Annotated in this window: 19 protein-coding genes; 3 read left to right on the top strand and 16 right to left on the bottom strand. The window is 66.1% G+C overall.

Annotated features, from left to right (window positions below; genetic code table 11):
• Positions 1 to 23: 23 nt before the first annotated feature.
• The 14 genes from AB0L82_RS09815 to AB0L82_RS09750 all read right to left on the bottom strand — a co-directional run bounded on the left by AB0L82_RS09815 (position 24) and on the right by AB0L82_RS09750 (position 16881).
• Positions 24 to 1208 carry an acetyl-CoA C-acyltransferase gene (locus AB0L82_RS09815; protein ID WP_364633394.1) on the bottom strand — a complete coding sequence of 395 codons (1185 nt, stop codon included), beginning with the start codon at positions 1206 to 1208 and terminating at the stop codon, positions 24 to 26.
• A 152-nt stretch (positions 1209 to 1360) separates the two neighbouring features.
• Positions 1361 to 2347, bottom strand: a complete 987-nt coding sequence (locus AB0L82_RS09810) for an LLM class F420-dependent oxidoreductase (protein WP_364633392.1) — start codon at positions 2345 to 2347, stop codon at positions 1361 to 1363.
• A 14-nt stretch (positions 2348 to 2361) separates the two neighbouring features.
• A complete protein-coding gene (locus AB0L82_RS09805) occupies positions 2362 to 3822 on the bottom strand; it encodes a carotenoid oxygenase family protein (protein ID WP_364633390.1) in 1461 nt (486 codons plus the stop codon).
• 105 nt (positions 3823 to 3927) lie between these two features.
• Positions 3928 to 4812: a winged helix-turn-helix transcriptional regulator gene (locus tag AB0L82_RS09800; RefSeq protein WP_364633388.1), complete on the bottom strand. Its 885-nt coding sequence runs from the start codon at positions 4810 to 4812 to the stop codon at positions 3928 to 3930.
• A gap of 18 nt (positions 4813 to 4830) precedes the next feature.
• Positions 4831 to 6774, bottom strand: coding sequence for an MFS transporter (locus AB0L82_RS09795; protein ID WP_364633386.1), 1944 nt, complete (start codon positions 6772 to 6774; stop codon positions 4831 to 4833).
• Between the two features lie 130 nt (positions 6775 to 6904).
• Entirely contained in the window at positions 6905 to 8380 is a 1476-nt protein-coding gene (locus AB0L82_RS09790) for a hypothetical protein (RefSeq protein ID WP_364633384.1), read from the bottom strand.
• Between the two features lie 181 nt (positions 8381 to 8561).
• Positions 8562 to 10403, bottom strand: coding sequence for a 3D-(3,5/4)-trihydroxycyclohexane-1,2-dione acylhydrolase (decyclizing) (gene iolD / locus AB0L82_RS09785; RefSeq protein WP_364633382.1), 1842 nt, complete (start codon positions 10401 to 10403; stop codon positions 8562 to 8564).
• Positions 10400 to 11290, bottom strand: a complete 891-nt coding sequence (gene iolB / locus AB0L82_RS09780) for a 5-deoxy-glucuronate isomerase (protein ID WP_364633380.1) — start codon at positions 11288 to 11290, stop codon at positions 10400 to 10402. The genes iolD and iolB overlap by 4 nt, the downstream gene beginning before the upstream one ends.
• Entirely contained in the window at positions 11287 to 12180 is an 894-nt protein-coding gene (locus AB0L82_RS09775) for an aldolase (RefSeq protein ID WP_364633378.1), read from the bottom strand. The genes iolB and AB0L82_RS09775 overlap by 4 nt, the downstream gene beginning before the upstream one ends.
• Positions 12171 to 13109, bottom strand: coding sequence for a 5-dehydro-2-deoxygluconokinase (gene iolC / locus AB0L82_RS09770; RefSeq protein WP_364633376.1), 939 nt, complete (start codon positions 13107 to 13109; stop codon positions 12171 to 12173). Before iolC ends, AB0L82_RS09775 begins: the two co-directional genes overlap by 10 nt.
• A complete protein-coding gene (locus AB0L82_RS09765; protein ID WP_364633374.1) occupies positions 13106 to 13897 on the bottom strand; it encodes an ATP-binding cassette domain-containing protein in 792 nt (263 codons plus the stop codon). The genes iolC and AB0L82_RS09765 overlap by 4 nt, the downstream gene beginning before the upstream one ends.
• Positions 13894 to 14937 carry an ABC transporter permease gene (locus AB0L82_RS09760; RefSeq protein ID WP_364633372.1) on the bottom strand — a complete coding sequence of 348 codons (1044 nt, stop codon included), beginning with the start codon at positions 14935 to 14937 and terminating at the stop codon, positions 13894 to 13896. The genes AB0L82_RS09765 and AB0L82_RS09760 overlap by 4 nt, the downstream gene beginning before the upstream one ends.
• A 19-nt stretch (positions 14938 to 14956) precedes the next feature.
• Positions 14957 to 15973, bottom strand: coding sequence for a sugar ABC transporter substrate-binding protein (locus tag AB0L82_RS09755; RefSeq protein WP_364633370.1), 1017 nt, complete (start codon positions 15971 to 15973; stop codon positions 14957 to 14959).
• 17 nt (positions 15974 to 15990) lie between these two features.
• Positions 15991 to 16881: a TIM barrel protein gene (locus AB0L82_RS09750; RefSeq protein ID WP_364633369.1), complete on the bottom strand. Its 891-nt coding sequence runs from the start codon at positions 16879 to 16881 to the stop codon at positions 15991 to 15993.
• 235 nt (positions 16882 to 17116) lie between these two features.
• Between AB0L82_RS09750 and AB0L82_RS09745 the strand changes: the two genes are divergently transcribed.
• The 3 genes from AB0L82_RS09745 to AB0L82_RS09735 are packed head-to-tail and all read left to right on the top strand — an operon-like array spanning position 17117 to position 19588.
• Entirely contained in the window at positions 17117 to 18121 is a 1005-nt protein-coding gene (locus tag AB0L82_RS09745) for a LacI family DNA-binding transcriptional regulator (protein ID WP_364633367.1), read from the top strand.
• A gap of 32 nt (positions 18122 to 18153) precedes the next feature.
• Positions 18154 to 19164 carry a Gfo/Idh/MocA family oxidoreductase gene (locus AB0L82_RS09740; RefSeq protein ID WP_364633365.1) on the top strand — a complete coding sequence of 337 codons (1011 nt, stop codon included), beginning with the start codon at positions 18154 to 18156 and terminating at the stop codon, positions 19162 to 19164.
• A gap of 22 nt (positions 19165 to 19186) precedes the next feature.
• A complete protein-coding gene (locus AB0L82_RS09735) occupies positions 19187 to 19588 on the top strand; it encodes a VOC family protein (RefSeq protein WP_364633363.1) in 402 nt (133 codons plus the stop codon).
• A gap of 73 nt (positions 19589 to 19661) precedes the next feature.
• Here the strand turns inward: AB0L82_RS09735 and AB0L82_RS09730 are convergent, their stop codons facing one another.
• Both AB0L82_RS09730 and AB0L82_RS09725 read right to left on the bottom strand, forming a co-directional pair.
• Positions 19662 to 20090 (bottom strand): hypothetical protein, encoded by a 429-nt coding sequence (locus AB0L82_RS09730; RefSeq protein ID WP_364633361.1) that lies wholly within the window; start codon positions 20088 to 20090, stop codon positions 19662 to 19664.
• Positions 20091 to 20113: 23 nt separating this feature from the next.
• The gene (locus AB0L82_RS09725) at positions 20114 to 25591 is read right to left on the bottom strand and encodes a DUF6531 domain-containing protein (RefSeq protein ID WP_364633359.1); all 5478 of its coding nucleotides are present in this window, start codon (positions 25589 to 25591) and stop codon (positions 20114 to 20116) included.
• Positions 25592 to 25608: the final 17 nt, after the last annotated feature.

The raw sequence follows: 25608 nt of genomic DNA, 5'->3' as shown, positions 1-25608 counted from the left end.
TCCCTAGTACTCGTAGTTCTTGCTCATGACAGTCGCCGCAGTACGACCGCGGACCCCAGCCCGAGCGCTGCGGGGATGGTCACCAGCGCGTATTCGCCGTCGCACCGATTCAGGGCGTCGAGGGCCTGAGCGATGAGGATGCCGCCGGTCGCGCCGAGCGGATGCCCGACGGCGACAGCGCCACCCGATGGATTGACCCGCGCCGGATCAAGATTCAGCTCGCGTGTCAGCACCAGCGGTGTGACAGCGAAGGATTCGTTCACCTCGACAACATCGAGGTCTCCGGCGGTAATACCCGCCCGCTCCAACGCCACCCGCGCAGCGGTCACGGGAGCGGTGAGCAGTGGTGAGCGCACCGCCGTCTGAGCGGTACCGACAATGGCGGCCAACGGTTTTCGCCCAAGAGTCCGCTCCGCCGCCGCATTGCCGATCAGCACCGCGGACGCGCCATCCGCGAGCTGCGGCGCGGTGGCGATGGTGTGCAATCCGACGACGGGACGCGGAGCATCCGGCAGTCGGCGCGCCACCCGCTCCCACGACGGGTCATCCCCGAACAACGCGGGCAGCTCGGCAAACGCTTCGACCGACGCATCCGCGCGAGCCCCTTCATCGGCGTCCAGCACCACCGTTCCGCCCTTGCGAGCCGGTATCACCGCTGACGAAACCTCCGCGCCGAGAGCCCTCCGATGCGATTGCACCGCATAGGAATCCAGCTCCGGTCGAGTGATCCCGTACGCGCCCGCCGTCAGATCCGCCGAGACCCCGATGGTGACGAACCCGGTCCGCTCCCCGAGGTCATTGTCCAGCGCGATGGCGGGCCGATCCGAAAGCATCGGCACCCGCGACATCGACTCCACCCCACCGGCGACAACAAGGTCCGCGTACCCGGCCGCCACCCGAGCCGCCCCGGCCTCCACAGCATCGAGCCCCGAACAACACAGCCGCGAAACCACCCCGCCCGGAACCGAATCCGGCCACCCCGCCCACAACGCGGCGGCCCGAGCGATATCCCCGCCCTGCTCTCCCGTCGCGGTACTGACCCCGATCACGATGTCGCCCACTGTCTCCGCCGGACACCCTCGCTCGCCCAGCGCTGAAAGCAGTTGCCCCAGAAGCTCGTACGGCGGCAACTCCGCCAGCGCCCCACCGCTGCGTCGCACCCTGCCCCGAGGCAACCGCACCGCGTCATAAATGAATGCTTCACCCACCGCAGCTCTCCCCGATCTCATTCGAATTCCAATGCTCGGCGGCTCGCCCCGTCGCGCATGATCCGTCCCCGCGATGGATTCCAGGCACGGCGACCCGATGGTCTGCGATCGATGTCCGCACCGGCCCACCCGAGGCGGCACGGATCCGCGCGTCAGCCATGCTCGATCCTCGCGAGGGTCTCGAGGGTGTGGTGCGCGGCCGGATCCTCCGCGGTGGACACCGGAACGATGACCACCTCGTCGGCCCCGGCGTCCCGGTACGCGGTGAGCCGGTTCGCGAGTGTGCCGGAGTCGCCGAACATCCCCACGGTGGCGGGCAATTCGTCGGGTACGGCTGCCAGTACCTCGCGCGGATGAGCACCGCTGTGTGCCAGCCGCACCACCTCCCCGAAGCCCGCCTCCGCGAACATGGCGTCATACCCGGGCGCGCGCAGATAGCCGACCACCCCGCGCCGAAGCGTATGCAGCATGTCGGGCGTCGGGTCCCCGGCCGCTGTCACCCACACCGATACGTTCGGGGTGGCGCGCCCGGCCTCAGCAGCGAATTCCCTTATGCGCGTATCGCATCGGGCAACCTGCGCAGGTGTCACCAGATTGAGGACTACACGATCGGCAGTGCGCGCCGCAGCCGCCAGCGCACGATCACCGAAGGCCGCCACGATCAGTTCCGGCCCGCCCGGAGCGGGCAATCGCAGCCGGTAGCCGCGGATACGTTCGATCTCGCCGTCGAAGTCGCCCTTCTCGCCGTCGAGCAACTGCCGCACGATGCGAGCCGACTCTTCCAAATGCACAGCGGTGCGGCGTCTTTCACGGCCGTGCCAGTCCTTCACCACGACCGTGCTCGAGGTGCCGAGGGCGATACTGACGGCCCGGCCGGTGAGGGCGGCGACACTGGCCACTCCGATGGCGATGGTCGCCGGAGTCCGAATATCGACCGCGAGCGGTCCAATGCACAGTGGGATTCGGCCTGGCGCTTGGCCGACCGCCGTGGCGAGGGCGAAGGCGTCGAAGGTCGCCATTTCGCCGAGCCAGAGGCGGTCGTAGCCGAGTTTGTCGGCGGCTTCGGCCACCAGTAGAGCGTCCATGGGGTCGCGGTCCTGCCAGTACGGCAGGCTCACGCTCAATCGTGGATCGGGCACGGGCGCAGACCTTTTCAGGCGATCGGCTGGGAAGCGGCGCGCATGCGATCACCACTGACCCAGGTGGCGTGGAAGCCGAGGGGTACGCGGGTGGGGATGCCCAACCGGCAGATCGGCCCCTTGCTCAGGTCGGCGGCATGGTAGATCCACACTTCGGACAGTCCGGTGTGATTGTTGTGGGCGAACATGGTCAGGTAGGCGTCGTCCTCGGATTGCGCGCCGGGGCGCGGCACCACGGTGAGTTCGCTGCCGTACATGCCGTCGCCGAAGGGCGCGGTTTCCTTTGTGCCGGTAAGCAAGTCGTATTTGATCACCGCGTCGAAGATCATGGTGCGATCCACCGACAGGCGCATCTGATACGAGTACCGCCCGCGCTGTCCGGTGATCCCCTGATCGATGGCCGGGAATTCGGTGTTCACATCATCCAGGGGCGTTTCGGTGGTGACGCCGGTGCGGAGGTTGAACCGGTACCGATGCAGTTTGGCCTCGGGCCGCAGGTACGCGAGCAACTGCGCCAGCGGATGCGCGCGATCGGACACCGGACTGGGTTCGGTGACCCGGCAGACGATGAGCACGATCTCATCGCCTTCCTCCCACGAGTTGACCGTGTGATAGATGTACCCGGGCGCGGCCTCGAACCATTTCGCTTCCGCCCCAACGCCATAGCGCGGCAGCACCGCGAAGCGGCTCGGCAGCTCGCGATCGAAGAAGATCTTGAATCGCCCGGCAGCGGCCGCGCGCGGATCGTTGTAGAGCGGCAGATCCATCAGAATGGAGTAGTTCTCGGTGATCGCCATATCGTGCGGCAGCCGCGGCCCGGGCAGTTCCAGCCCGGTGAAATGGGTGACCTTGCCGGTCGGATCGGCGACGCCGTAGCGCAGGTACGGGGCATTGATGCCGTAGTCGAAGAACAGGAATTCCTCGGTGCGCTCATCGACCTTGGCATGCGCCGAAACCTCGCCCGGCAGTGTGCCGTTGAAGTCGTCGACCCCGCGCGTCTCCAAGCTCACCGGATCGATCGAGTACGGCTTGCCCGCGCGATACCAGAGCGCGAGCAGATTCCCGTGGTGGTAGATGACATCGGTATTGGCCGAATTGCGTTCGCGGCGATCCCCGGCGGGATTCCCGTCCCAGGGCTCGATCACCCCGCGCCACAGCGCGGTTCCGGCCGAGCGCTCGGCATCGAATTCGGCGGTGCGAATGTACCGGTTGCGGTACGTGGCCCGGCCGTTCTCGAAGTGCACGGCGTGCAGCATGCCGTCCCCGTCGAACCAGTGATACCGGCCCAGCGGCGCGAACTGCGGGTTGGGGCCGTTGCGCACATACACCCCGTCGAGGTCGACGGGCAGTTCACCGGCCAGCACCGTGAGGTCGGTGGCGGTGATCTCGTCGGACTGCGCGGCGTACGGACCTTCCAGGTACGGATTGGTCAACGCCTCGGCGGCGGGAGCGATGAGTTCTTCATTGAGCGGCATGAGCGGCGCCTCCAGCAGCCGGGCTCGAACGGCCCGGCACATTTCACTACAGTTAATGAAGTGATACGCGTCTCAACGAGAGCTGTCAAGGCCCGGCGGCCGCCGTCAGCCCTGCGAAACCCGGCCGGCAGCCGCTTCGAATCGCACGTCGGTCCGGACCAATTCGGCCTCGCAACCACGGCAGCGCAGTGCCGGAATCAATACCGCACCGCACTCCCGATGGTGAATTCGCAGACCCGGCTCGGGCTCCGGATGCGCCTGATCGGCCCAGGCCAGCAGAAAAGCGAACACCCCGAACAGCGCCCGCCCGCGCGGGGTCAGCCGATACTCGCGCGCATCGGTTTCCGGTCGATGCAGGACGCCCGCCTCGACCAGGCGGGTCAATCGTTCGGTCAGCGTGGTCGGCGACATATGCAGTGCCGCACGGAATTCCGAGAAACGGCGCACCCCCGCGAGCGCGAGCCCGGTGACCGCGGCGCTCCAGCGATCGCCGATCGCCTCCATGATCTCGTCGAAGCGCGCATCGTCACCGGCGGGCGCGGCCGCGCGCGCCGAACGCCTGCGACCGGAGGTGATGTGCCACAGCGCATCCCGATCCAATTCGACATCGGTGTCATGCGGCGTCACGGTGCGCCCGCAGCTCTTGCACATGACCACCGGCGGCCCGCGATGCCCGCATTCGGTGTGCACGAACTCCGGTAGCAGCGCCCATTCGGCTGTCCACTCCCGTTGCCAGGACCATACGCACACCAGGATCTGCCAGGTGCCGAGCCCCAATTCGGTGAGCCGGTACTCCCCCCGATCCCGGTACAGCACCCCGGCATCGACGAGCGCCGCCAGTCGTGCGGTGAGCACGGCGGGCGGCGCGTTCGTCCTGTCACTCCAGTGATTGAACCGCCGGGCGTGCTCGACGAAGGCCAGACGCAGGATGGTGAGCGTCAGGCGGTCGCCGAGCAGGTCGAAAGTGGCGGCCACGGAGTTGGTTTGCACTTCAATAACTGTACTGGATTACCGTACGGATAGTGTTTCCAGCTCACGGGACACGGCCTCATCGTGCGCGGCCGCCGCTTCCGCAGCCTTCTTCGGGCTCCAGAAACCGGACATGAAGAAGACGAACGGCAGGAACGCGATCTGTGCGATCAGGCAGATCCACCACCAGGTCCGCCACTGCTTGGGCGAATCGATCGCCGCCTGCTGGGCATCCTTGGCATGGTCGGACAGGAAGGTCAGATCGTCGGCCGGAATAGCGCTGACCGCCTTGAGTTCATTACTGGCCGTGGTCAATTGCGGACCAACCTGCGAGGCGACGGCGAGATCGTTCACCGGAACCTTCTGTGCCGCTTGGATTCTGGCGATGGCCTGATCCGGCGGAATATTGAACTTCTGCGCGACCTGGCTGACCGCGGTGGCGGCACTGGCCTGGTCGGCCGGATTGATCAGCATCTTGGTCAGCACGGCCGGGTCGATGGCCTGGAGGGTGGCCAACTCCTGCGGATACTTGGCGTTGAGCGCGACCGTGGTCTGCACATCGGCCGCCGAAGCGCCGGTCAGTTTCACCAATGCGGTCACCTGTGCGGCAGCGTCATTCGGATTGGCTCCCAGCTGAGCCATGGTGTCCGTGCCGACCTTCTGAATGGTTGCCAGCTCATTATGGTATTTGGCCGAAATCGTTTGCAGCCGTGGACCGTAATTCACCAGTGTGCCCGCCGCCGTCACCGCCAGCAGCAACCCGAGCAGTACGAAGGTGACGACCGTGCGCAGAATGCCGCCCCATACCGCGAGCCCCGCGACCGTCGCCGCCGGATTCCGGTTCTCCACCGTCTCGGTGTAGCAGGCCATCCAGGTGGCGTAGCAGATACCGCTGCCCACCGCGATCAGACTGAGCACCGCGGCGAAGGTGTAGTAATCGGTACCGGGTTTATCGGTATAGCCGAGGAATATGAATACCCCGATGATGCTGATGACGGCACCGAAGAGCATGAACGGTTTCCGGACCTTCAAATAGTCCGAGATGATACCGGTCAGCACCAGCGATAGCGCATTGGCGATCCAATACCAGTTGCCCATCGCATTGGCCTGCTGTGCGGTGAACCCGAAGTTCGTCGCCATGTACACCGGCAGGAACGACACGATGGTGTAGAAGAACGCCAGGAATATCGAGATGGCGAAGGCCGATCCGACGATATTGAAGCGCATCATCTGTTTCCACTGATCGCGCTCGAGGCTCTCCACATCCAGGCCGCGGGCGCGCGCCTCGATGAGCGCCTTATCGCGCATGGACACCATGATCTGATCGCGCAGCGCCGGGCTGAGTTCGCGCAATCCGACCACACCGAGGATGGAGATGACCACGCAGATGGCCCCGCACAGCCGGTAGTGGAACTGCCAATCCGGATGCGCGGACAGCGTCTGGGTGGAGATCTCGGTGGTCACCAGCGCGCCGAGCACGGGTCCGAGCGTCCAGAAGCCCATGGCCGAGGCACGGCCCAGCTGCGGTGAGAAGTCGCGCACCAGGGCCGGGGTGGCCACCAGCACCGCGCCTTCCACGATGCCGATCACGCAGTAGACGATCAGGTACGCCTCTTTGGTGGTGCAGGCGGGTACCGCGACCAGGGTGAGTACCGAGCAGATGACCGTGCCGTAGGCGACGATATTGGCTCGCCCCCACCTGTCCAGCAGTCCGGCGATGACCGAGGCGACCGCGCCGAACGCCGCACCGGCGATGAAGATGCCGACGAAATACGCGAACGACAGGTGGAAATAGGCGATGAGCTCATTGCCCACCGCGCCCGAGACGAAGAGCTGGTAGTAGAGGGCGACCGAGACGATCACCACCAGGAAGAGATACCAGGACCGGGTACGGTTGTCCGGGTAGTGCGGAATCTTGCGCTGCCACAGCCCGGTCAACAGCGTCGGTGCTATCGGACCGGGGGCGGTCGAAGTCGAACTCATGATCGAAATGCCTTTCTGACCACGGCATTTCGTGTGACCGGAAGACCCATCAAGATGCGCCACGAGCTGCCGAGGTGATCACAGGGTAACGGCCACAAGTGATCGGCATCACTGTTATAGAAATACGTGTTTATTCGGTCCCGGAGCGGAAGTAGAGGGTGTTGGACCCGTGTTCGGCCAGCGGTCCGGCTTCGGCGGCCTGGCGGATACCGCTGCCGGGCAGGCTGGTGAGTTTGGTGAACATGGTGGTGTTGCCGAACGCGGACCGCACCTGGGTTTCGGAGGCGTAATCCGCGCCGTATTCGGCGAGTGCCTTGAAATCCAAGGGGGCGAGCGGCTTTTCGAGTGGAATCTGCCCCGCCGGGAGACCGAGCGCGGCGTACTGGATGGCGGAACCGCCCTCATACCAGCACAATTCGTAGGACATGTTCTCGGTGGTGGTGACGCTGACCACCGGCCATTCCTGGGAAAGCCGCAGGGCCAGTGGATGTTTCCCGACGGGGGCGATCTCCCAGTTCAGGCTCTTCACCGAAACCCAGTGCTCGGAAACCTTTTCGATGAGTACGACATCCTCACCGAGGCGTTCGGCGCGATTGGCCTCGGGGTCCGGTGTGCTCCAATGCTTTTCATCAACGCCGAGATACGCGGTGCTGGGCACGGCCTGCGCCCCGTCGGCCGAATACGCCGCGAGAATGGCGGCGCGCACCAGGGTGACGGCATTGCGCGAGGAACACCGCACGCCGAGCGCGCCGAACGAGGTGCTGATCTCCATCGGCTTGGACGGCTGATCCGGCATGGCGCCGGCGGCGAGCGGTTTGAGGCCGATCAGCGCGAGCTGCCAGTTGACCTCTTCGATGGTCGCCAGGTCACCGGAGGTTTGGTACAGGATCTGCTGCTGGGTCAGATATCCGGCGCGCTCCAGCGTGGCGACCTCGAGCTTGCGCAGCGCGGTGACGGTCTTGCTGGTGAACCCGATGTCCTCGACCCGGATCTCCCGCAGCCGCTGCGCCATGGCCGGTGAGGTGACCGCGGCATAGCGTTCGCGATACATGGCGATCGCCGGTTTGCGCTGACGCCCCACCATCAGGGTGCGCAGCAGGGTATTGAGACTGGAGAGATAGCGCGCGGCCTGTTCCGGATCGGCGGAGAAGAGCTGGGCGCGAATGGCGACCGCGTCCGAACTGGCCGCGACCGCGGCATTGGGATCCAGGCGCAGCAGCCACACACCGCATTTGGCGAGCGCGTCGGCGCAGACGGCGGCGGCATTGGGATAGTTGTGCGCCACCTGCCGATACGCATTGCACGCATTGCGAATGGTGGAGGTCGCCAGCTCACGGTGGCCGATGGTGCGGGCGGCCTCCTCGAATAGTCGCAGCGCGTCCTGTACCTGCCCCGCGAAGACGGCGTTCACATGTCCGGCGGTGAGCCAGCGCAGCCGCAGCAGTACGGCCTCCTGCGCGGGTTCGAGTGCCGAGGCGGACAGATCACGCTGTGCCGGATCGCTTTTGGTGGCAATGAGGCCGCGGGCCAATTCGCACAGGGTGGTGGCTAGGGCCAGTTCGGCTTCGGGCGAACGGTCGCGGGCGGCCGCTCTATCCGTAGCCACCTGGCGCTCAATGGCGCTGAGATCCATTGCGACCTTCAAACTCCCGCATCAACCGTGCGCGTGCGATCTCCTTGCCGACCGCCCTGCGCGTTTGCGCCGAGTCTGCCATAGATTGCCCGCGCGGGTCACGCGAGTGCCGGTATGACCGGATTGCTCGGGTGCGCCGCGCGCGGGGTCCGGATCAGTGGGCGCGGGTATAGCGGAGTTGGCCCGGTTTCTCCTGCTCATAGGCGGCACGACCCGAGAGATGCTCTGGCACACCGACTTCCCACCACGCCCCGGATTCGGTCCACGACGACGGCTGGGTGTGCACCACGAGCACGGCCGGACGCTTCTCCGCGACGGCGGTGGCCCGGGCGCGGGCGTACGCATCGCGGAATTCCGCGGGTTCGCCCGCGGTGAACACCGCACAGCCCAGCGCGCGAGCGTGCGCGGCGAAATCGACGCGCGGCGGCATATCGTGATTGCTGCGGCAATCGGCATAGAAGTTATTGAACGGCTCCGCGCCCTGCCCTTCCTGCAGCCGCGCGATCACCGCGTAGCCGTCGTTATCGCACACCACCGCCACCAGCGGATGACCCGCGAACGCCGCGGAGAACAGTTCGGAATTGAGCATCAGATAGGAGCCGTCGCCGAGCATGGTGGTGACCAGGCCGCGATGCGCGATGGCAGCGCCCCACGCGCCCGACAGTTCGTATCCCATACAGGAGAAACCGTATTCGACATCCATGGTGGGTGCGCCGCCGGTGGCGCGCCAGCCACCGATGAGTTCGCCGGGAAGGCCACCGGACGCCGTCATCACGTAATCATCGGGCCCGCTGAGGTCATTGACCATGCCGACGATCTGGGCATAGGTGGGCGCGCCGAGCGCGGGCGTGCGGAGTTTGTCGATATGGGCGTCCCATTCCGCGCGCACCGTCGCGGCGCGGGCGGTCCAGGCCGGATCGACGTGCCACTCCCCTGTTTCGAGCGCGAGTTCGGCCAGTGCGGCATCCGCGTCACCGACCACGGCGAGCGCACCGTGTTTGACGGCATCGAAGCGCGCGGCATTGATATGGATGAGTCGCACATCGTCGGCGAAGACGGTCCAGGAGGCGGTGGTGAAATCCTGGAGACGGGTGCCGACGGCCAGGACGACATCGGCTTCGGCGGCGAGGGTATTCGCCGAGGCCGCACCGGTAATACCCAGCGGGCCCGCGTAGAGCGGATGATCGTGCGGAACCAGTGTCCGTCCGGCGGTGGTCTCGGTGATCGGAATACCGTGCCGCTCAGCGAATTTCACGGCGCTGTCGGCCGCACCCGAGTAACGGACGCCGCCGCCGAGTATCAACAGCGGACGTTGCGCGGCCACCAGCCGGGCGGCCGCCTCCGAGACGCTGCGCCGATCCGGGCGCGGGCGCGGGATGCGATGCAGCATCGGTTCGAACAGCGCGTCCGGAAAATCGTAGGTCTCCACCTGAACGTCCTGCGGCAGCGCGAGCGTCACCGGTCCCGTCTCTGCCGGATCGGTCAGCACCCGCGCCACCTGCGGCAGCGTCGCGATCAGCTGCTCGGGGCGGGTGATGCGATCGAAATACCTGCTCACCGAACGGAACGCGTCATTCACGGTGACGGTGGGATCACCGAAGTTCTCGACCTGCTGGAGCACCGGATCGGGTGCGCGGCTGGTGAAGGTGTCACCCGGGAGCAGCAGTAGCGGCAGCCGATTGGCATGTGCCACACCGGCGGCGGTAACCATATTCAGAGCGCCCGGTCCGATGGACGAGGTGGCGATGCCGACCTGACGCCGATGCGTCGCCTTGGCCAAACCAACGGCGGCCAGTGCCATGCCCTGTTCGGTATGCCCGCGCCACACCGGGATATCGTCGCGGCGTTCCTGAAGCGCGGTGCCCAGCCCGAGTACATTGCCGTGCCCGAAGATGGCGAAAACATGTGGGAACAGTGGCACTTCGGTGCCGTCGAGCAGTTCCGAGCGCTGGGCGACCAGCCAGGCCACCAGGGCTTGTGCGGTCGTGAGTCTCATTCGCGGCGTCCTTCGTGCGAGGTGACCGGGCAGCGCGGGTCCAATGGTTCATCGGCCCAATGCGATCGGACCCAGGAGTAGTCCGGGTCGTCGCAGAAGGACATGGACCGGTCGAGGGCGGGACCTGCCAGGACATTGAGGTAGTACATGGCGTAGCCGGGGGCGGCGATGCACGGGCCGTGGTAGCCGTGCGGGACCAGGAAGACATCACCGTCGCGGACCGCGACATTCTCGTCGAGGGCGCCATCGGCGGTGTAGGTGCGGTGCATGCCGAAACCCCTCGGCGAGGGCGTGATTCCGTCGCGGTCGGCAATGCGGAAGTAGTAGATCTCCTCGTTGACGACCTCGCAGTCGCTCGCCTCGTCATGTTTGTGCGGCGGATAGGAGGACCAATTGCCGCCGGGGGTGATGAGTTCACAGGCATTGAGTTTGTCGGCGTGGTCCCATATTCCGGGGACGCCGAAGCCGGTGACTTGACGAGTCGCGACGCCCGCCCCGCGTACCTCCACCGGAACCTTGTCCGCCGGACCGTATTTGGGTTCGAGGCGGCGGGTGCAGCGCGCCATGGGCAGCGCGACCTCGATGCCGTGCGTCGTCGTCAGCTCGACCTCGGCATCGCGCGGGACATAGGCGAAATCGGTGACGCGGGTGAAAACCGTTTCCCGGCCTTCCAGTTCGAAGGTGAGACCGTCCACCCGGACGGTGCAGGATCCGGACAGGGGCAGGATGAACGCTTCGAACTCACCCGTGTGCACGGTGCGCGATTCGCCCGCCTCCAGGCGGAGTACGCGCAGCCCGGTGTAGGTCCAGCCCACGTCATCCGGCGTCAGCGCGACGGGATCGTTTCTGTCACCGAGGGTTCCGGCGCGGTGGTGCAGCTTGCTCATGACGCGGCCTCGAGCACCCTCGCGGCGGCATCCACCGCGCCCGCCACATCGCCATCGGGCGGATAGAGCAGGCTGCGGCCGACGACCAGGCCGCGCACCACATCGTGGGTGAGGGCCGAACCCCATGACGCCAGGTCCGCCGCCGGATCACCCGAGGGCGCGCCACCCAGCACCAGTACGGGCAGCGTGGTGGCATCGAGCGCCGAAATATCCTGCGGCGCGGGTATTTTGAGCCAGGTGTAGGCCGAGGTGACACCCAGGCCGGAAGCGATGGTGATAGCGCGTTGCAGCGAGGCGGCATCGCGATGCATGACCAGCGACCCGGACGGATCACGCCCGTACGGCAGCGGTTCCACCATGGCCATGAGTCCGTGCTCGGCGAGCTCGGAGACCGCCCGGGCGCAGGCTTCCAGCGTCGGAATGGTGCCCGCGTCCGAATCCACCATGCGCAACAGCATCTTTCCGCCGTCGAGGCGGTATTTCACCAGGGATTCGGCGTCGTATCCGGTGAAGCGGTCGTCGATCTCCCAGTCCGCTCCGGCGAGGCCGCCGCGGTTCATGGAGCCGATGACGATCTTGTCGTGCACGGCCTCGAGCAGCAGCAGCTCCTCGACGATGTCCGGGGAGCCGAGCACGCCGTCGACGGCGGGATTGTCGAGCGCGATGAGCAACCGCTCCAGCAGGGTGCGACGGTCCGCCATGGCGGTGTTGTCCGCACCGACGCCGAGCGCGCCGCGGGCCGGATGGTCGGCGGCGACCAGGAACAGGGTTCCCTTGTCCGACAGCAGGTTCGGGCGGCGAATGCGGTCGGCGTAGGCGCGCTGCACCGCTTCGGGTTCGGTGGCTCGGGCCCGCAGCAGCCGGTACCAGCGGTCATCGGTCAGGTGCACAGTAACTCCTCGATCTCGGCCTCGGTCGGCATGGCGTCGGCGCAGGCCAGGCGGGAGGCGACCAGCGCCCCGGCGGCATTGGCGAAGGTGCCCAGGCGGTGTGGATCCCAGCCCGCGAGCAGGCCGTGGATGAGCGCGCCGCCGAACCCGTCGCCCGCGCCGAGACCGCAGACGACCTCGACTCGGCAGGGCGGGACGGTCCAGCGTTCGGATTCGGTGGCGACCAGGACGCCTTCGGCGCCGCGTTTGATCACGGCCAGGCGGACGCCCCGGGCGAGCAGCCGGTCGGCGGCCTGGTCCGGATCGGCGGTGCCGACGGCGACCTGGACCTCGGTTCTATTGCCCACCACCACATTCACGTGATCGACCATCCAGCCGATCTCCGCGCGGGCGGTGTCGACATCGGGCCAGAACATGGGGCGGTAGTCCAGGTCCAGGACGGTGTGGCCGCGCCGGTCGCGGCGCTCCAGCATGGCGCGCTGGGTGGTGCGGCCGGGTTCGGCGCTGACGCCGGTTCCGGTGACCCACAGCAGGGGTACGGAATCGATTACATCCCAGGGGATCTCAGTGTCGACCAGGGTGAGGTCCGGTGCGATGGGCGCGCGATAGAACAGCAGCGGCGGATCGGCGGGCGGGTTCAGCTCGCAGAACACCACCGGTGTCTGGAGATTCGGCGCGGTGCCGACATAGCGGTTCTCGACGCCGAAGTCCGATAGCGCGTCTCGCACGAAATCGCCGAAGCCGTCCGGGCCGACCTTGGTGAGCAGCGCCGTGCGACGACCCAGCCGGGCGGCCGCCACCGCGACATTGGTGGCGGTGCCGCCCAGGAATTTGGCGAAGGTCTGCACCTTGGCCAGCGGCACCCCGCTCTGTTCGGGGTACAGGTCGACCCCGACCCGGCCGACGGTCAGCACTTCCAGTTCGGTCATTCCGACACCACTCGCCGCAATTCGTGTTGCAGCGCTTCGAGTTCCGCGCCGCCGGACATCTGTCGGGTCAATTCGGAGAGGTCGATCTCGGACTTCTCATAGGAGCCGAGCTGGCCACCGCGCTGCAACAGCAGGAAGCGGTCGCCGACCGGGTAGGCGTGATGCGGATTGTGGGTGATGAGTACAACGCCCAACCCGCGGTCGCGCGCCTGCACGACATAGCGGAGCACGATGCCCGCCTGCTTCACACCCAGTGCGGCCGTTGGCTCATCGAGAATCAACACCTTCGCGCCGTAATGCACCGCGCGGGCGATGGCCACGCATTGGCGCTGGCCGCCGGACAGCGTACCGACCGGCTGTTCGAGATCGCGGATCTCGATTCCCATGTCCTCCAAGGCTTTACGGGTGATGTCCTGAGACTGCCGTCGGTCCAGCAGCTGGATCGGACCCAGCTTCTTGGTGGGTTCGGAGCCGAGCACGAAATTGCGCCAGACGCTCATGAGCGGAACCACGGCCAGATCCTGGTACACGGTGGCGATGCCGAGATCCAAAGCCGCACGCGGGGAGGACAATCGGGTCGGCTTGGCTTCGATGCGGAGTTCGCCGGTGTCGTGCTGATGCACGCCCGCCAGAATCTTGATCAGGGTGGATTTACCCGCGCCATTGTCGCCCAGCACGCAGGTGACCTCGCCGGGATTGACCACCATGGTCACATCGTGCAGCGCCACCACGCCGCCGTAACTCTTTCCGATATCGACGGTTTCGATGAGGGGTGCCTGCGAAGTCATCGGCGTACCCTTTCCGCTCGCTTCTTGAACTCGTTGTTGACCAGTACGGCCGAGAGCAGCAGCACGCCGAGGAAGAGCATGAACCAGTCGCTGTTCCAGCCCGCGAAGACGATGCCCTGCCGCGCCATACCGAAGGTGAGCGCGCCCAGCGCCGCACCGACCACCGAACCGAAGCCGCCGGTGAGCAGGCAGCCGCCGACCACCGCCGCGATGATGTACTGGAACTCCAGTCCCACACCCTGATTGGCCTGCACGCTGGAGAAGCGCAGCAGATTGCACGCGCCCACCACCCAGCCCGCGAAGGCCGTGGTCATGAAGAGGATGATCTTGGTGCGGGCGGCCGGGACGCCGACCGCGCGGGCGCTGGGCAGTGCACCGCCCACCGCGAAGATCCAATTGCCGAATCTGGTGCGCATCAACACTATTGCCGCGATCGCGGTCAGCACGATCCACCAGACCACCGAGGCTTGAATGTGCGCGTCGCCGATATCGGTGGTGGAGGCGAAGACCCAGCCCGCGGACTGATAGCCGTCGGCCCCGCGAATGCCCGAGACCTGCACGGTGCCGGTAACCCACCGGGTCACACCGAGATTCAGGCCCTGCAACGCCAGGAAGGTGCCCAGGGTGACGATGAAGCTCGGCAGGCCGGTGCGCATCACCACCCAGCCGTTCAGCGCGCCGACCGCGAGGGCGAAGACCAGCGAGACCGCGAGGGCCAGCCAGATATTCCAGCCCGCGTTCACCGCGAGCAGCGCGGTCACCAGTGCGGTGGACGCCGTCATCACACCGGCCGAGAGGTCGAACTCCCCGCCGATCATGAGCAGTGCGACCGCCACCGCCATGATGCCGAGCGTGGACGCGTCGTCCAGCCAGTTGGAGACGCCCAGTGCGCTCAGGAATTTATCGGTGATGATCGAGAAGAACAGGAACACCACCAGCGCGCCGATCAGCGCACCCAGTTCGGGCCGCACCACCAGGCGCTGCACCAGCGATGACCGCAGACTCGTTGTCGGCTCGGAAGCCGTTGTGGCAACACTCATGTCATTCACTCCCGGCCCTCTACCGCGTGCCCTGGGCGACGAGCCCGGCGACGACATCGACATTGCTCTTGTCCACGAACGCCGGACCGGTCTGCACCGGATGGCCGCCGCCGACGCCATTGAGATTCGAGCGGTACAGCTTCAACATGACCACCGGCAGATAGCCCTGTTCGTACTGCTGCTGATCGACCGCGAAGAGCAGCGATCCGGCCCGAATCGCGCCCACCACATCGTCATTGAGATCGAAGGTGGCGATGGCGGCCTTGGACTTGGATTCGCGGACCGCGTCCACCGCGCGGGCCGCGATCTGCGAATTCAGCGTCAGCACCGCGTCGATGGAGGAATCCGCTTCCAGCGCACCGCGAATGCGGGCCTGGGCATCGGTGGGATTATTGATGTCGACCTGGAGGGTGACGGCGGTGCCGAAGCCCTGGGTCGCGCCCGCGCAGCGTTCATTCGCGCCGATATTCCCGGCCTCGTGAATCACGCAGAGCATCTTCTGTTTTCCGGCATCGTGCAGGCGTTTGCCGGCGGCCTCACCGGCCTGGCGCTCACTCTGGCCGACATGGCCGATCGCGCCGTAGGCGACGCTCTTGTCCTCACCGGAGTTGATGGTCACCACGGGAATGCCCGAGGACACCGCCTTCTCGATGGAGGTGCGCAGCGCGTCCGGGTTCGCCATGGAGACGACCAGCCCGTCCACGCCCTGTGCGACGGCATTGTCGATGAGCTTGGCCTGCTGACTCGGATCGCCCGAGGAGTTGTATTCCACGCGCACCCCGAGCTGATCGCCCGCGGCCTCCGCGCCGTTCTTGACCACATTCCAGAACGCGTCACCGGGGGAACCGTGCGTGACGACCGCGACGGAATTCAGTTTGCCGACGGCGACGGGGGCCTGGGCGGGTGCGGTCTGATCGGTGCCCGGGCCGCTGCACGCGGCGAGTACGGCGGCGGCCGCGATCCAGGGCGATAGTCGCCGCCAGCGCTTGGAAGCGGAGTGTTTCGCGCCCGGAGGGGCCGCTACTGGGGACTTCATTGTCATCACATAACCCACTAAATCCGGGTGGAGGCCTGTTCAGCCCCGATTTCGGCCAGGTGTCGCAGACTTACTTCGGTATCTCGGTCGGGACCGACGGCGGTGTCGCCGGGATTGAGGGCGGTGTCCTGTTCGAGCACGAACCAGCCGGTGTATCCGGCCGCGCGGACCGCGTGCACCAGCGCGGCGATATCGACATCGCCCCGACCGAGCGGTACATACATGCCTTCGCGCACGGCCCGGCTGTATTCCATTCGGCCGCTGCGGACTTCATCGGCGATGGCCAGCCGGACGTCCTTGAGGTGGATGTGCCCGATGCGGTTCGGATACTGCCGGGCCAGGGCCACGGGATCGGTGCCGCCGATGGCCAGGTGGCCGGTATCCAGGCACAGGTCCAGATCGGAATCGGCGAGGAAGCGCCGGACCTCGGCTTCGGTCTCGACGTGGGTGCCCACATGCGGGTGCAGGGTGGTGCGCAGGCCGTGTTCGGCGGCGATATCGGCGATGCTCGCCGCGGTGTCGATGAGCGTGCGCCATTCGTGATCGGTGAGGGGAACGCGGGCGTCGTAGCCGTCTTCGCCGGTGGCGGCGGCCAGCACCAGCACTTCCGCGCCGGTCGCGGCGAAGAGGGCGGCGGTTTCGCGGGCGGTGGCCAGGGCGGCGCTCGGTTCTCGATGCAGGGCCAGGGCCAGGAATCCGCCGACGGGGGTGAGTCCGTGCGCGGCCAGTTTCGCGCGCAGTTCGGCTGGGGCGGTGGGCAGATAGCCCGGCGGGCCCAACTCGGTGGCGGTCAGCCCGAGGGCCGCCATGGCGGGCAGCACGGTGTCCGCGTCCAGGACATAGCCCCAGGCGGGGACTTCGCATACGCCCCAGGAGATGGGCGCGGCGGCAATACGCAATTCGGTCATCGGCACTTCCCAGACCTGTCGGTAGCCAACGTGTGAAACGCTTCCTCTATTGGAGCGCTCCAACAATGTAACCCCGATCACAAGCGTGTCAAGAGCTCGGGTGTGACCGAAAAGTGGTGCATGACCATGCAATACGGCTCCAACCTGGGGCGTTGTGCAGGAATCCAAATGTCCGAAACATGTCGTTAGAGCGCTCTATTGCCGACAATCGCCCGGACCGGTACCGTCGTGCAGCATGACCCGACCGACCATGGAAGACGTCGCCGCCCGAGCGGGCGTTTCCCGCGCACTGGTCTCACTGGTCATGCGCAACTCCCCCAAGGTGAGTGAGCATCGCCGCGCCGCGGTGCTGGCGGCGGCCGATGAACTCGGCTACGAACCGCATCTGATGGCTCGCTCGCTGGCGAGCCGGACCTCGAACATCGTCGGGGTCATGGTGTCCGATCTGCGCAATGCGTTCTTCGCCGATGTGGTGGAGGGGATGGACGAGGCTGCGCAGGAAGAGGGCCTCGAACTCATCCTGAATACCGGGCGGCGCAGCGCTTCCCGGGAAAGCACGGCGCTGGCAAGCCTGCTCGCCTTCCGGCCGGGCGGGATCATTCTGCTGTCACCGGTATTGCCCGCCGCGTCCATTCGTGATGCGGCGCAACGGTGTCCGGTGGTGCTGGTATCGCGCGGGTCGAACTTCGCCGAAGTGGACACGGTCAATGACGATGGCGAGGTGGGCGCCGCGCTGGCGGTGGATCACCTTGTCGCACTGGGTCATCGGCGCATCGTGCACCTGGACGGCGGGGCGGCCTTCGCGGCCGGGCCACGACGCAAGGGGTACACCGCCGCCATGGTCCGGCATGGCTTGGAGCCGATGGTCATTGCCAGCGAGCACACCGATGAGGCCGGTGCGGCGGCGGTGCGCAGTCTTCTGAACCTGCTCTCTCCCAGCAACTTTCCCACCGCGCTGGTCTGCGGTAACGACTTCAACGCGGTCGGTGCCATGTCCGCGCTCGCCGAGGCGGGACTGCGCGTCCCCGAGGACGTCTCGGTGGTCGGCTACGACAACACCTCCCTGGCCGCGCTCCAGCACGTCGCTCTCACCACCATCGATCAGCCGCGCAACAGCATCGGCCGCCTCGCGGTGCGCGCACTCACCGAACGCATGCAGGACGGCCGCACCGATCCGGTGCGCCAGCATCTCGAGCCGTCCCTCGTGGTCCGCTCGACCACCGCCAAGCCCCGCGACTGAGCTGGGCCACAACCGATTTCGAAGGAGCAACCATGTCCACGATCAGACTGGGCCTCGCAGGCACCGGCCGCATCGGCAGCTCCCACGCCGAAACCCTCACCACCCTGCCGGGGGTGGATTCGGTCATCGTCGCCGACGCCGATGCGGACCGGGCCCGCGCCACCGCCGATAAACTCGATATCGACTTCGCCCCCGATATCGACGCGCTGCTGGCCGCCGATCTCACCGGTTTGATCATCACCACCGCCACCGATTCGCATCCGGAGCTCATCACCGCCGCCGTGGATCGCGGCATCCCCGTCTTCTGCGAAAAGCCCATTGCCGCAGACATTCTCGGCACGCTCGCGGTAGTCGAACGAGTCGCATCCTCCGATGTCCCGGTCCAGATCGGTTTCCAACGCCGCTTCGACGCCGGTTACCGAGCCGCCCGCGCGGCGGTAACCTCCGGCGACCTCGGCTGGGTTCACACCCTGCGCGCCACCACCCTCGACCCCGCACCCCCGCCCGCTGATTACATCCCCCGCTCCGGTGGCGTCTTCCGCGATTGCGGCGTCCACGATTTCGACATCATCCGCTGGGTCACCGGCCGCGAAGTCACCGAGGTCTACGCCACCGGCGCGAACCGAGGCGAACAATTCTTCGCCGACGCGGGCGATGTGGACACCGCGGCGGTAATCCTGCGCCTCGATGACGGCGCACTGGCCACGGTCTCCTTGAGCCGCTACAACGGCGCGGGCTACGACGTCCGCCTCGAAGTCCTGGGCTCCAAAGGCAATGCGATAGTCGGCCTCGACGACCGCGCACCCCTGCATTCGGTGGAACCCGGCTACCCCGCCTCCGGCGTCCCCGCCTACCCCGGCTTCATGGACCGCTTCCACCCCGCCTACGTAGAGGAGCTGGCCACCTTCCTGGAGGTCGCCACCGCCCAGCGCCCCAGCCCTTGCACCCCCGCCGAAGCCCTGGAAGCCTTCTATATCGCAGAAGCCTGCGAACAATCCCGCCGCGAAGGCCGCCCCATCCGCCTCACGGAAGTCCGCCACTAACACCCGAAAAGGTGAAGCCGAAATGGATTGGATCCTCGAAGTAGTCCCCGTTCCCGTCTCGAACCTGGACCGCGCCAAAGACTTCTACTCCACCCAGGTCGGCTTCACCCTGGACCTGGACATCCAAATCTCCCCCGACACCCGCATAATCCAACTAACCCCACCCGGCTCCACCTGCTCCATCCACCTCTCCACCGGCCCGATGCCCCCCGGCTCGGTATCAGGCCTACAACTGGTCGTCACCGACCTGGACGCCGCCCAAACCGAACTATCCAACCGCGGCGTCCCCGTCACCGAGATAATGCATTTCGACCAGGGCACCCGCCTCCCTGGCCGAGGCGACCCCTGGAACAACTTCATCTTCTTCGACGACCCCGACGGCAACTCCTGGGTAATCCAAGAACGCCCCGCCACCCCCGACTAACCCTCAAAATCCCCGTGTGATCACTTGAAGTACGGGAGCTTCAGCCCGGCTGATGACATCTTCGTGGTTTCCGTCATGCTTCGCGGATTTGGCTCATGAAATCGATCGCTTCGATGAGGGTGAATTGCAGTGATTGACTGGTGGATCCGATGCTGGCACGCGATTCTTCCGGGGAAACGTCGTACGCCGATTTCAGCGTGGCTTCGAATTCTTTCCAAGCCTCATATATTCTCCGGATGTATTGCTCCACGTGAGAAGTCAGGGTTACGAATGCCTTGGCGTCCATACGCTGTTGACCACCCGATGCCAGCCAGATGTTGAGATTCGAGTACTCGGTTATATAGCGGCCGACCAACGCGTTGTTCTCATTATGCAGGAGATTGCAGGAGAGCAGTAATATTGCGAGATTGTGCGCGGTTGGTACGTCATACTTCTTCAGCTCATCGGGAATCTTCCAGCTCGGGAGATCTTCCACCCAACTCCAGTCGTATTCGGAGGTCATGGACTCAACCCTTCGAAGAGATATCAGAGATGCACATTATAATATCTGATCAGCCATTTGATCGCTTCCGACGTCGGTTCCACCGGAATGTCCTTGATCCCCCCGGCACGTAGCACTTGTGCACAATACGTGATGCAGCTCTGCCGATCGAGATCATACATCGGATATCTACCGCGACCGGTCACATCCATCATGACTTCAGCATAGGAGAGCGCGATTCCCGGTTCCGGCAATGGAATATGAATGTGCATGGTCAATGGCGAGAGAATACCGGAATCGAAGGCCGCGATTCCACTCGATGGGGATTGCGGGCTTCCCCACTGTTCGGTTCGCAGGAGTTCACCATCCGCCGTGCGAACGGAAACCAACGCGTGCAGTCCACCCCCTTCATGCTTCGGATCGAGGTGGACGACGGCTTCGCCCGGGAGGGGATCGTGCCGCGGCCGTTCGCTGTCGGTCGGGTAAAGACCCAGTGGGTCTATCCAGCCGGTTGGGTTGTGCGGGTAGATATTCGGGTTCGGTGACGGGGCCAGGCCGAGTGGGTCGGAGGTCAGGTAGCGGCCGGTGGCGGGGTCGTAGACGCGGTGCAGGTTGTAATGGAGGCCGGTCTCCGGGTCGTGGATTTGGCCGGGGAACCGGAGCGGTGTGGTCGCGATGCCCTGCCAGGTAGTTTCGCCCCAGAGGGTGGAGGTCGCTGTGGCGAGCGGGGTTCCGGTGGTCGGGTCGAGGAGGTCGGTGGGAGTGCCGACTTGATCGGTGATGATCGCGTGGCAGGTGGTGTCGAATCCGTGGCGGGCGGAGGTTTGGGTGACTGGGGCGCGGGAGCCGGGTTCGTAGTGCCAGCGGGTGGTTTCGGTGGCGGTGGTCTGTTCGACCAGGTAGGTGTCGTCCCAGGTGTAGTCGGTGCGGGACAGGACGGTGCCGTCGGGGGTGCGGTGTTGTTTGGTGCGGCGACGGCCCGCGGCGTCGTAGGTGTAGTGCCAGTGGTGGCCGTCGGGGGTGGTGACCTCGGTTAGTTGGTCGAAGGCGTTGTAGATGTAGTGCCAGATGGCCGGCTTGCGGGATGGGCGGGATCGGGTTTTGCGGATCAGGCGACCGGCGGGGTCGTAGTGATAACGGGTGCGGCCGTTCCGGATCAGTAGGTTGTTGCGGTATTCACGAGCCGGAGTCGAGTCACCCTGTGCGGTAGTCGAATTCGCGTGGGAGGCGCGGGTGATATTGCTCAGCTGGTCGTAGCTGTACGACTCGGTCGCGGGGCCGTCGGCGATGGCGCCGATGCGGCCGATCGCGTCCAGCGAGAATTCACGCAGCCGCTCGGGGGTGTCGAGGCGGGCGGTGGTTTGTGCGGACAGGTAGCCGTCGGGGCGGTAGGAGTAGCTGTCGCGCCGGATCATTCGAGGATCGGGGCGGGTGGGCTCCAGGCCGAGGTTCAGGAGCGGACGGGGATCGGCGGTTACCTCTCGAGCGATGAGGCGGCCCATGTCGGACAGGGTGCGCTGGACCGTGATCGTTCCGATTTGCCAGCCGGTGGGTCGGCCCACCGCATCGTGGGTGAAGGTGATGTCGTGACTGTCGGTCGATAGACCTCGCACCTGTCCGATGACATCCCGTTCCCAGGCGGTCCGCGCGCCGGTCGGTGTGGTGCGGCCGATTTGACGGCCGTGCTCATCGTACTCGAAACGCATCGGAGCCTGATCGTCGAGCTGCTGCGAAACCAGCTGTCCGACTAAGGAATACGAGAACTCAAGGCTATGGATCGGATCTCGATCGACACCAGACCGGGCAGCGAGGACTCGGCCCGCGACATCGTGACGATAGCTGAGCCATTCGCCGGTATCCGCCGTAATCGCGGTGACTCGGCCGAGGATATCTCGGGCGTGAGTGCGGGTGATGCCGGTTGCCGGGGTGACCGTGGCGACGCGACCGGCGGCATCGTGGGTGTAGCGGGTGGTCGCGCCGGTGTAGTCGGTTTCGGCGGTCAGGCGGCCCGCGCGGTCGTATTCGTAAGTCCAGGTTTGGGAAAGGGGGTTGGTTACCGCCCTCACTCGGCGTTCGGTGTCCCAGGTGTAGCGGGTGGTGGAGCCGTCCGGATCGGTACGCGAGGCCAGGAGATCGAAGGGGCCGTAGGTGTGGTGGGTGGTGCCGTTGGCGCGGTTGGTGTGGGTGCGGAGGTTGCCTTCACCGTCCCATGTCCAGGATTCGGAATGCCCGTCAGGATCGATGCGGCGCAACGGTTTTCCATCGGCCGCCCATTCGTAGTGGGTGATTTCGCCGAGGGGGCCGGTCAGGCGCGTGACGCGACCGAGGCCGTCGCGTTCGATGCGGGTGACTGAACCGAGCGGGTCGGTGACGACAACCGGCAGTCCGGCTCGATCGACTTCGATCACGGTCCGCGCACCCGTGGACGAGACCACCCCCGCCGCCGCGCCATTGGGGTGGTACGAGTATTCGGTCCGCGATCCCGCCGCGTCGACCATCGCGATCAGATCGCCTGCGGCACTCCACTCTTGACGCCGGACGGTGTCGTCGACGTCGACAATCGTCGTCGGCCGGTTCGCGCCCAGGTATTCAATGCTGACGGTCGCGCCGTCGGGGCGCGTGAGCCCGGTGAGGTCGCCCAGATCGCTATAGCGGTAGTGGCTCTCGGCACCGTCGGGGGCGAGTACGCGTATCGGCTTACGGTCCGGGTTGTAGTCGAAATAGGTTGTGCCACCCTCGGGATCGGTGAGCTCGCGCAGGCGCAGGTCGCGGTCGAACCCGTGGCGGGTGATCCCGGACCGCGAATCGGTGATGATGGTCTGGAATCCGGATCGCGAGGTCTCGTATTCGAAGTCGCAGTCGAGGATCCCGGCGGTACCGCGCTGCTGGATGACCCGGCCCGCCGAGTCGTAGATATTGCGCATCATGGTGCCGTTGGAATCGGTCCACGAGGTGATACGGGCTCGATCATCGTAGGTGAAGCGGGTCGTCGCGCCGATGCCCGTGGTTATCGCGGTCAGATTGCCTGCGCTGTAAGCGAATTCGCGAACTCGGGTATCGGACTCGTCTGCGGACGCGACGGTCAACGCGGTGACCCGGCCCGCGGCGGTATCGACCAACACCCGGTAACCACCGGAGTGAGTGACTTCGGTTGGCGCGCCATCGGAGTCGTAGTGGAAGCTGACCCGATTGTGGTGGCGATCGCTGATCGCCGAGATGGCGTAGTTGCCCAGCGCCACGTCCAAGCCATTGAGTATCGGGTCGGGGTCGAAGTGCCAGAGCAGCTCTCGACGCGGGTCCCGCACGCGATAACCGCCGGACTCCGAGCGCGTGAGGGTCAAGCGCTGACCACCGGTTATCGGCTCGACCGGCACCTCCGCATCCGCGTGCGGATACGCGAGCATGAGGCCGTCTTCGGCCAGGAAGGTGACCCCGTCCGCATCGACGACGATGCGCATATCGAGAGTGGCCGACCAGGACGGTCCGAACCAGCGCCCGAACCGATAGCTGGAGCGATGTCTTCGCCGCAGCACCAGAGCCAATACGCCGGGCAGACTGAGATCCGTGTGCGGAAGCAGGAATTCACCGGTCGCGATATCCACCGGATCCGGCGATTCCTCCACCTGCCCAGGAGTCCGATCGACCTCACTCCCCTTGTGCACCGTCTCCTGATGAACCCCACGATCGGCATTCGCCAGCTCGGGCAGACTCGGGTTCTCCCGCTGCGGCGCGCCATGATCCGCCGCGCCATCGGAGCCCGCGGAATGCGTATCGGGTGAGGGCACCGATTCGGGAGGATTCCCCGGCCCCGGTTCGGTCCGCTTGGACGGCGCGGACTCCGCAGTGGTGCGATCTGTCGTTCCCGCCGGCTCGCTCGCCCCAGCCCGATCTGCGGCCCCGGCCCGATCTGTGGTCGCGGCACGGTCGGCGGGCGCGGGCTTTTCATGTTGTGCGGCAGAGATATTCGAGGCATGTTCGCCGCCGGGAGTGGCAGTGGGCACATTGGCGCGGGCAGGGGTTCGGTCAACGGGTGCGGGTTGGGTGCCGACTGGGGCGTCGCGCGGTGTGGAGGTAGCGGGGCCGGGGATTCGGTCGGTGGACGGCGCGAGGCGGGCCGCGTTATCGACGGGAGCCGAGGCCGGAGATCGGTCCGCGGGGGTCTGTCGATTGCCGTCGGGGGTGTCGGCGCGGGCCACCGAATCCGGCACCGCCGCACGGGTTTCAGGGGTGCTGGCGTGGATTTCTGGCCCGCCCGCACGAGTTTCCGGCGAACCGGACCGGGATTCGGTCGGCGGCACGGAAACATCAGCACGTGAACGTGGTCCGCCGTCGCTGACCTGAGCCGGCCCGGGCTCCCCGCGCACACCGTTCGACTGGGTTGGATGGGGATCCCCTTTCGGAGCGCCCGGCGCACCCTCACCAGTCAGCCCGCCCGGCGTACCCTCGCTGGTCAGGGCAGCCGGTTTGACAGTATCCACGCTGGGGACGACGGATGGTTCGACGCCCTCGGGTTTGGCGGAGGGATGCGGCGAGGTGCCTTCCGGAAGGCTCTTGGCACCAGCGGGTTTCGCGGCGGAGCGGACCCCGTGGGCCGCGCCCATGCCGAATCCGGCAGCCAGCATCGCAGGGTTGAGAGTGGTGTTGACCTTGCTCCAGTCGAGACCACCGTGGGTGAGCTGGTCCCCCACTTGCCACGCGATATCTGTGCCGTACATACCGAAACCGCCTGCGAGACCAGATAATCCGCCGCCGAGAAAGCCCCGGGTGGCCGGGGACAGCGGCGTATGGCCCAGCATCCTGGTGAGTCCCGGCGCGGCACCCTTGGCGACCGCCCCACCCGCACCCCATTCGAGCGCGGTGCGCGCGGCCTGCGCCGGATCGATGTGGTCGCGATGATCGGCGAGCACCTGATACGACTGAATGCCGAGATCCATTGCCAGACCCATGGATCCGGTCTTGACGCCGGTGATCGCGATATCCTTCAAATACACCTTGACCGCATTGCGCAGCCCCGCCTTGGCCATCTGCGCCGCGAGCTGCCGCGCCCCCTGTTCCGCCGCCAACGCGATGGCCTCGCGCCCGACTGCCGCCGCCGCGGGCACCGCCGCAGAACCCCACGGCCACGCCGCGATCAGCGCGTAGATGCTGTACGCGGTGATGGCCGCGAAACCAGCCTCCATGATCTTGGTGTACTCGATCTCGGTCCCCGCTTCACGAGTCCGAGTGCCTAACTCTTCGAGCCCCTTGACCAGGCTGTCCAGCGATTCATCGCCGCCACCGAAGAGTTTGGCGAATTCGGCGAGCGCCTGCTCCGATCCCTCCCCCACGTAATACTTCCGCGCGGAGTCGGTGGCGGCCTTGGCATCGGGGATCAGCGCCTCGAGATCCTTGGCGACATCCTTCCAGGCATCGCCGAGGGACCACATCTCGTCTTCGTCACCGTCGGGATAGGCCATCCCGAAGTTGAGCAGCGTGAGGATCCAGTGCGGAATCCACTCCCAAGCCGACGTAATCCCCGACACCCGTCGACCCCCCAGAC

The sequence above is a fragment of the Nocardia sp. NPDC052001 genome (assembly GCF_040680615.1).
GTDB lineage: Bacteria > Actinomycetota > Actinomycetes > Mycobacteriales > Mycobacteriaceae > Nocardia.
Note: the sequence above shows the minus strand (reverse complement) of the source record. Positions and strands in the feature narration are given on the sequence as shown.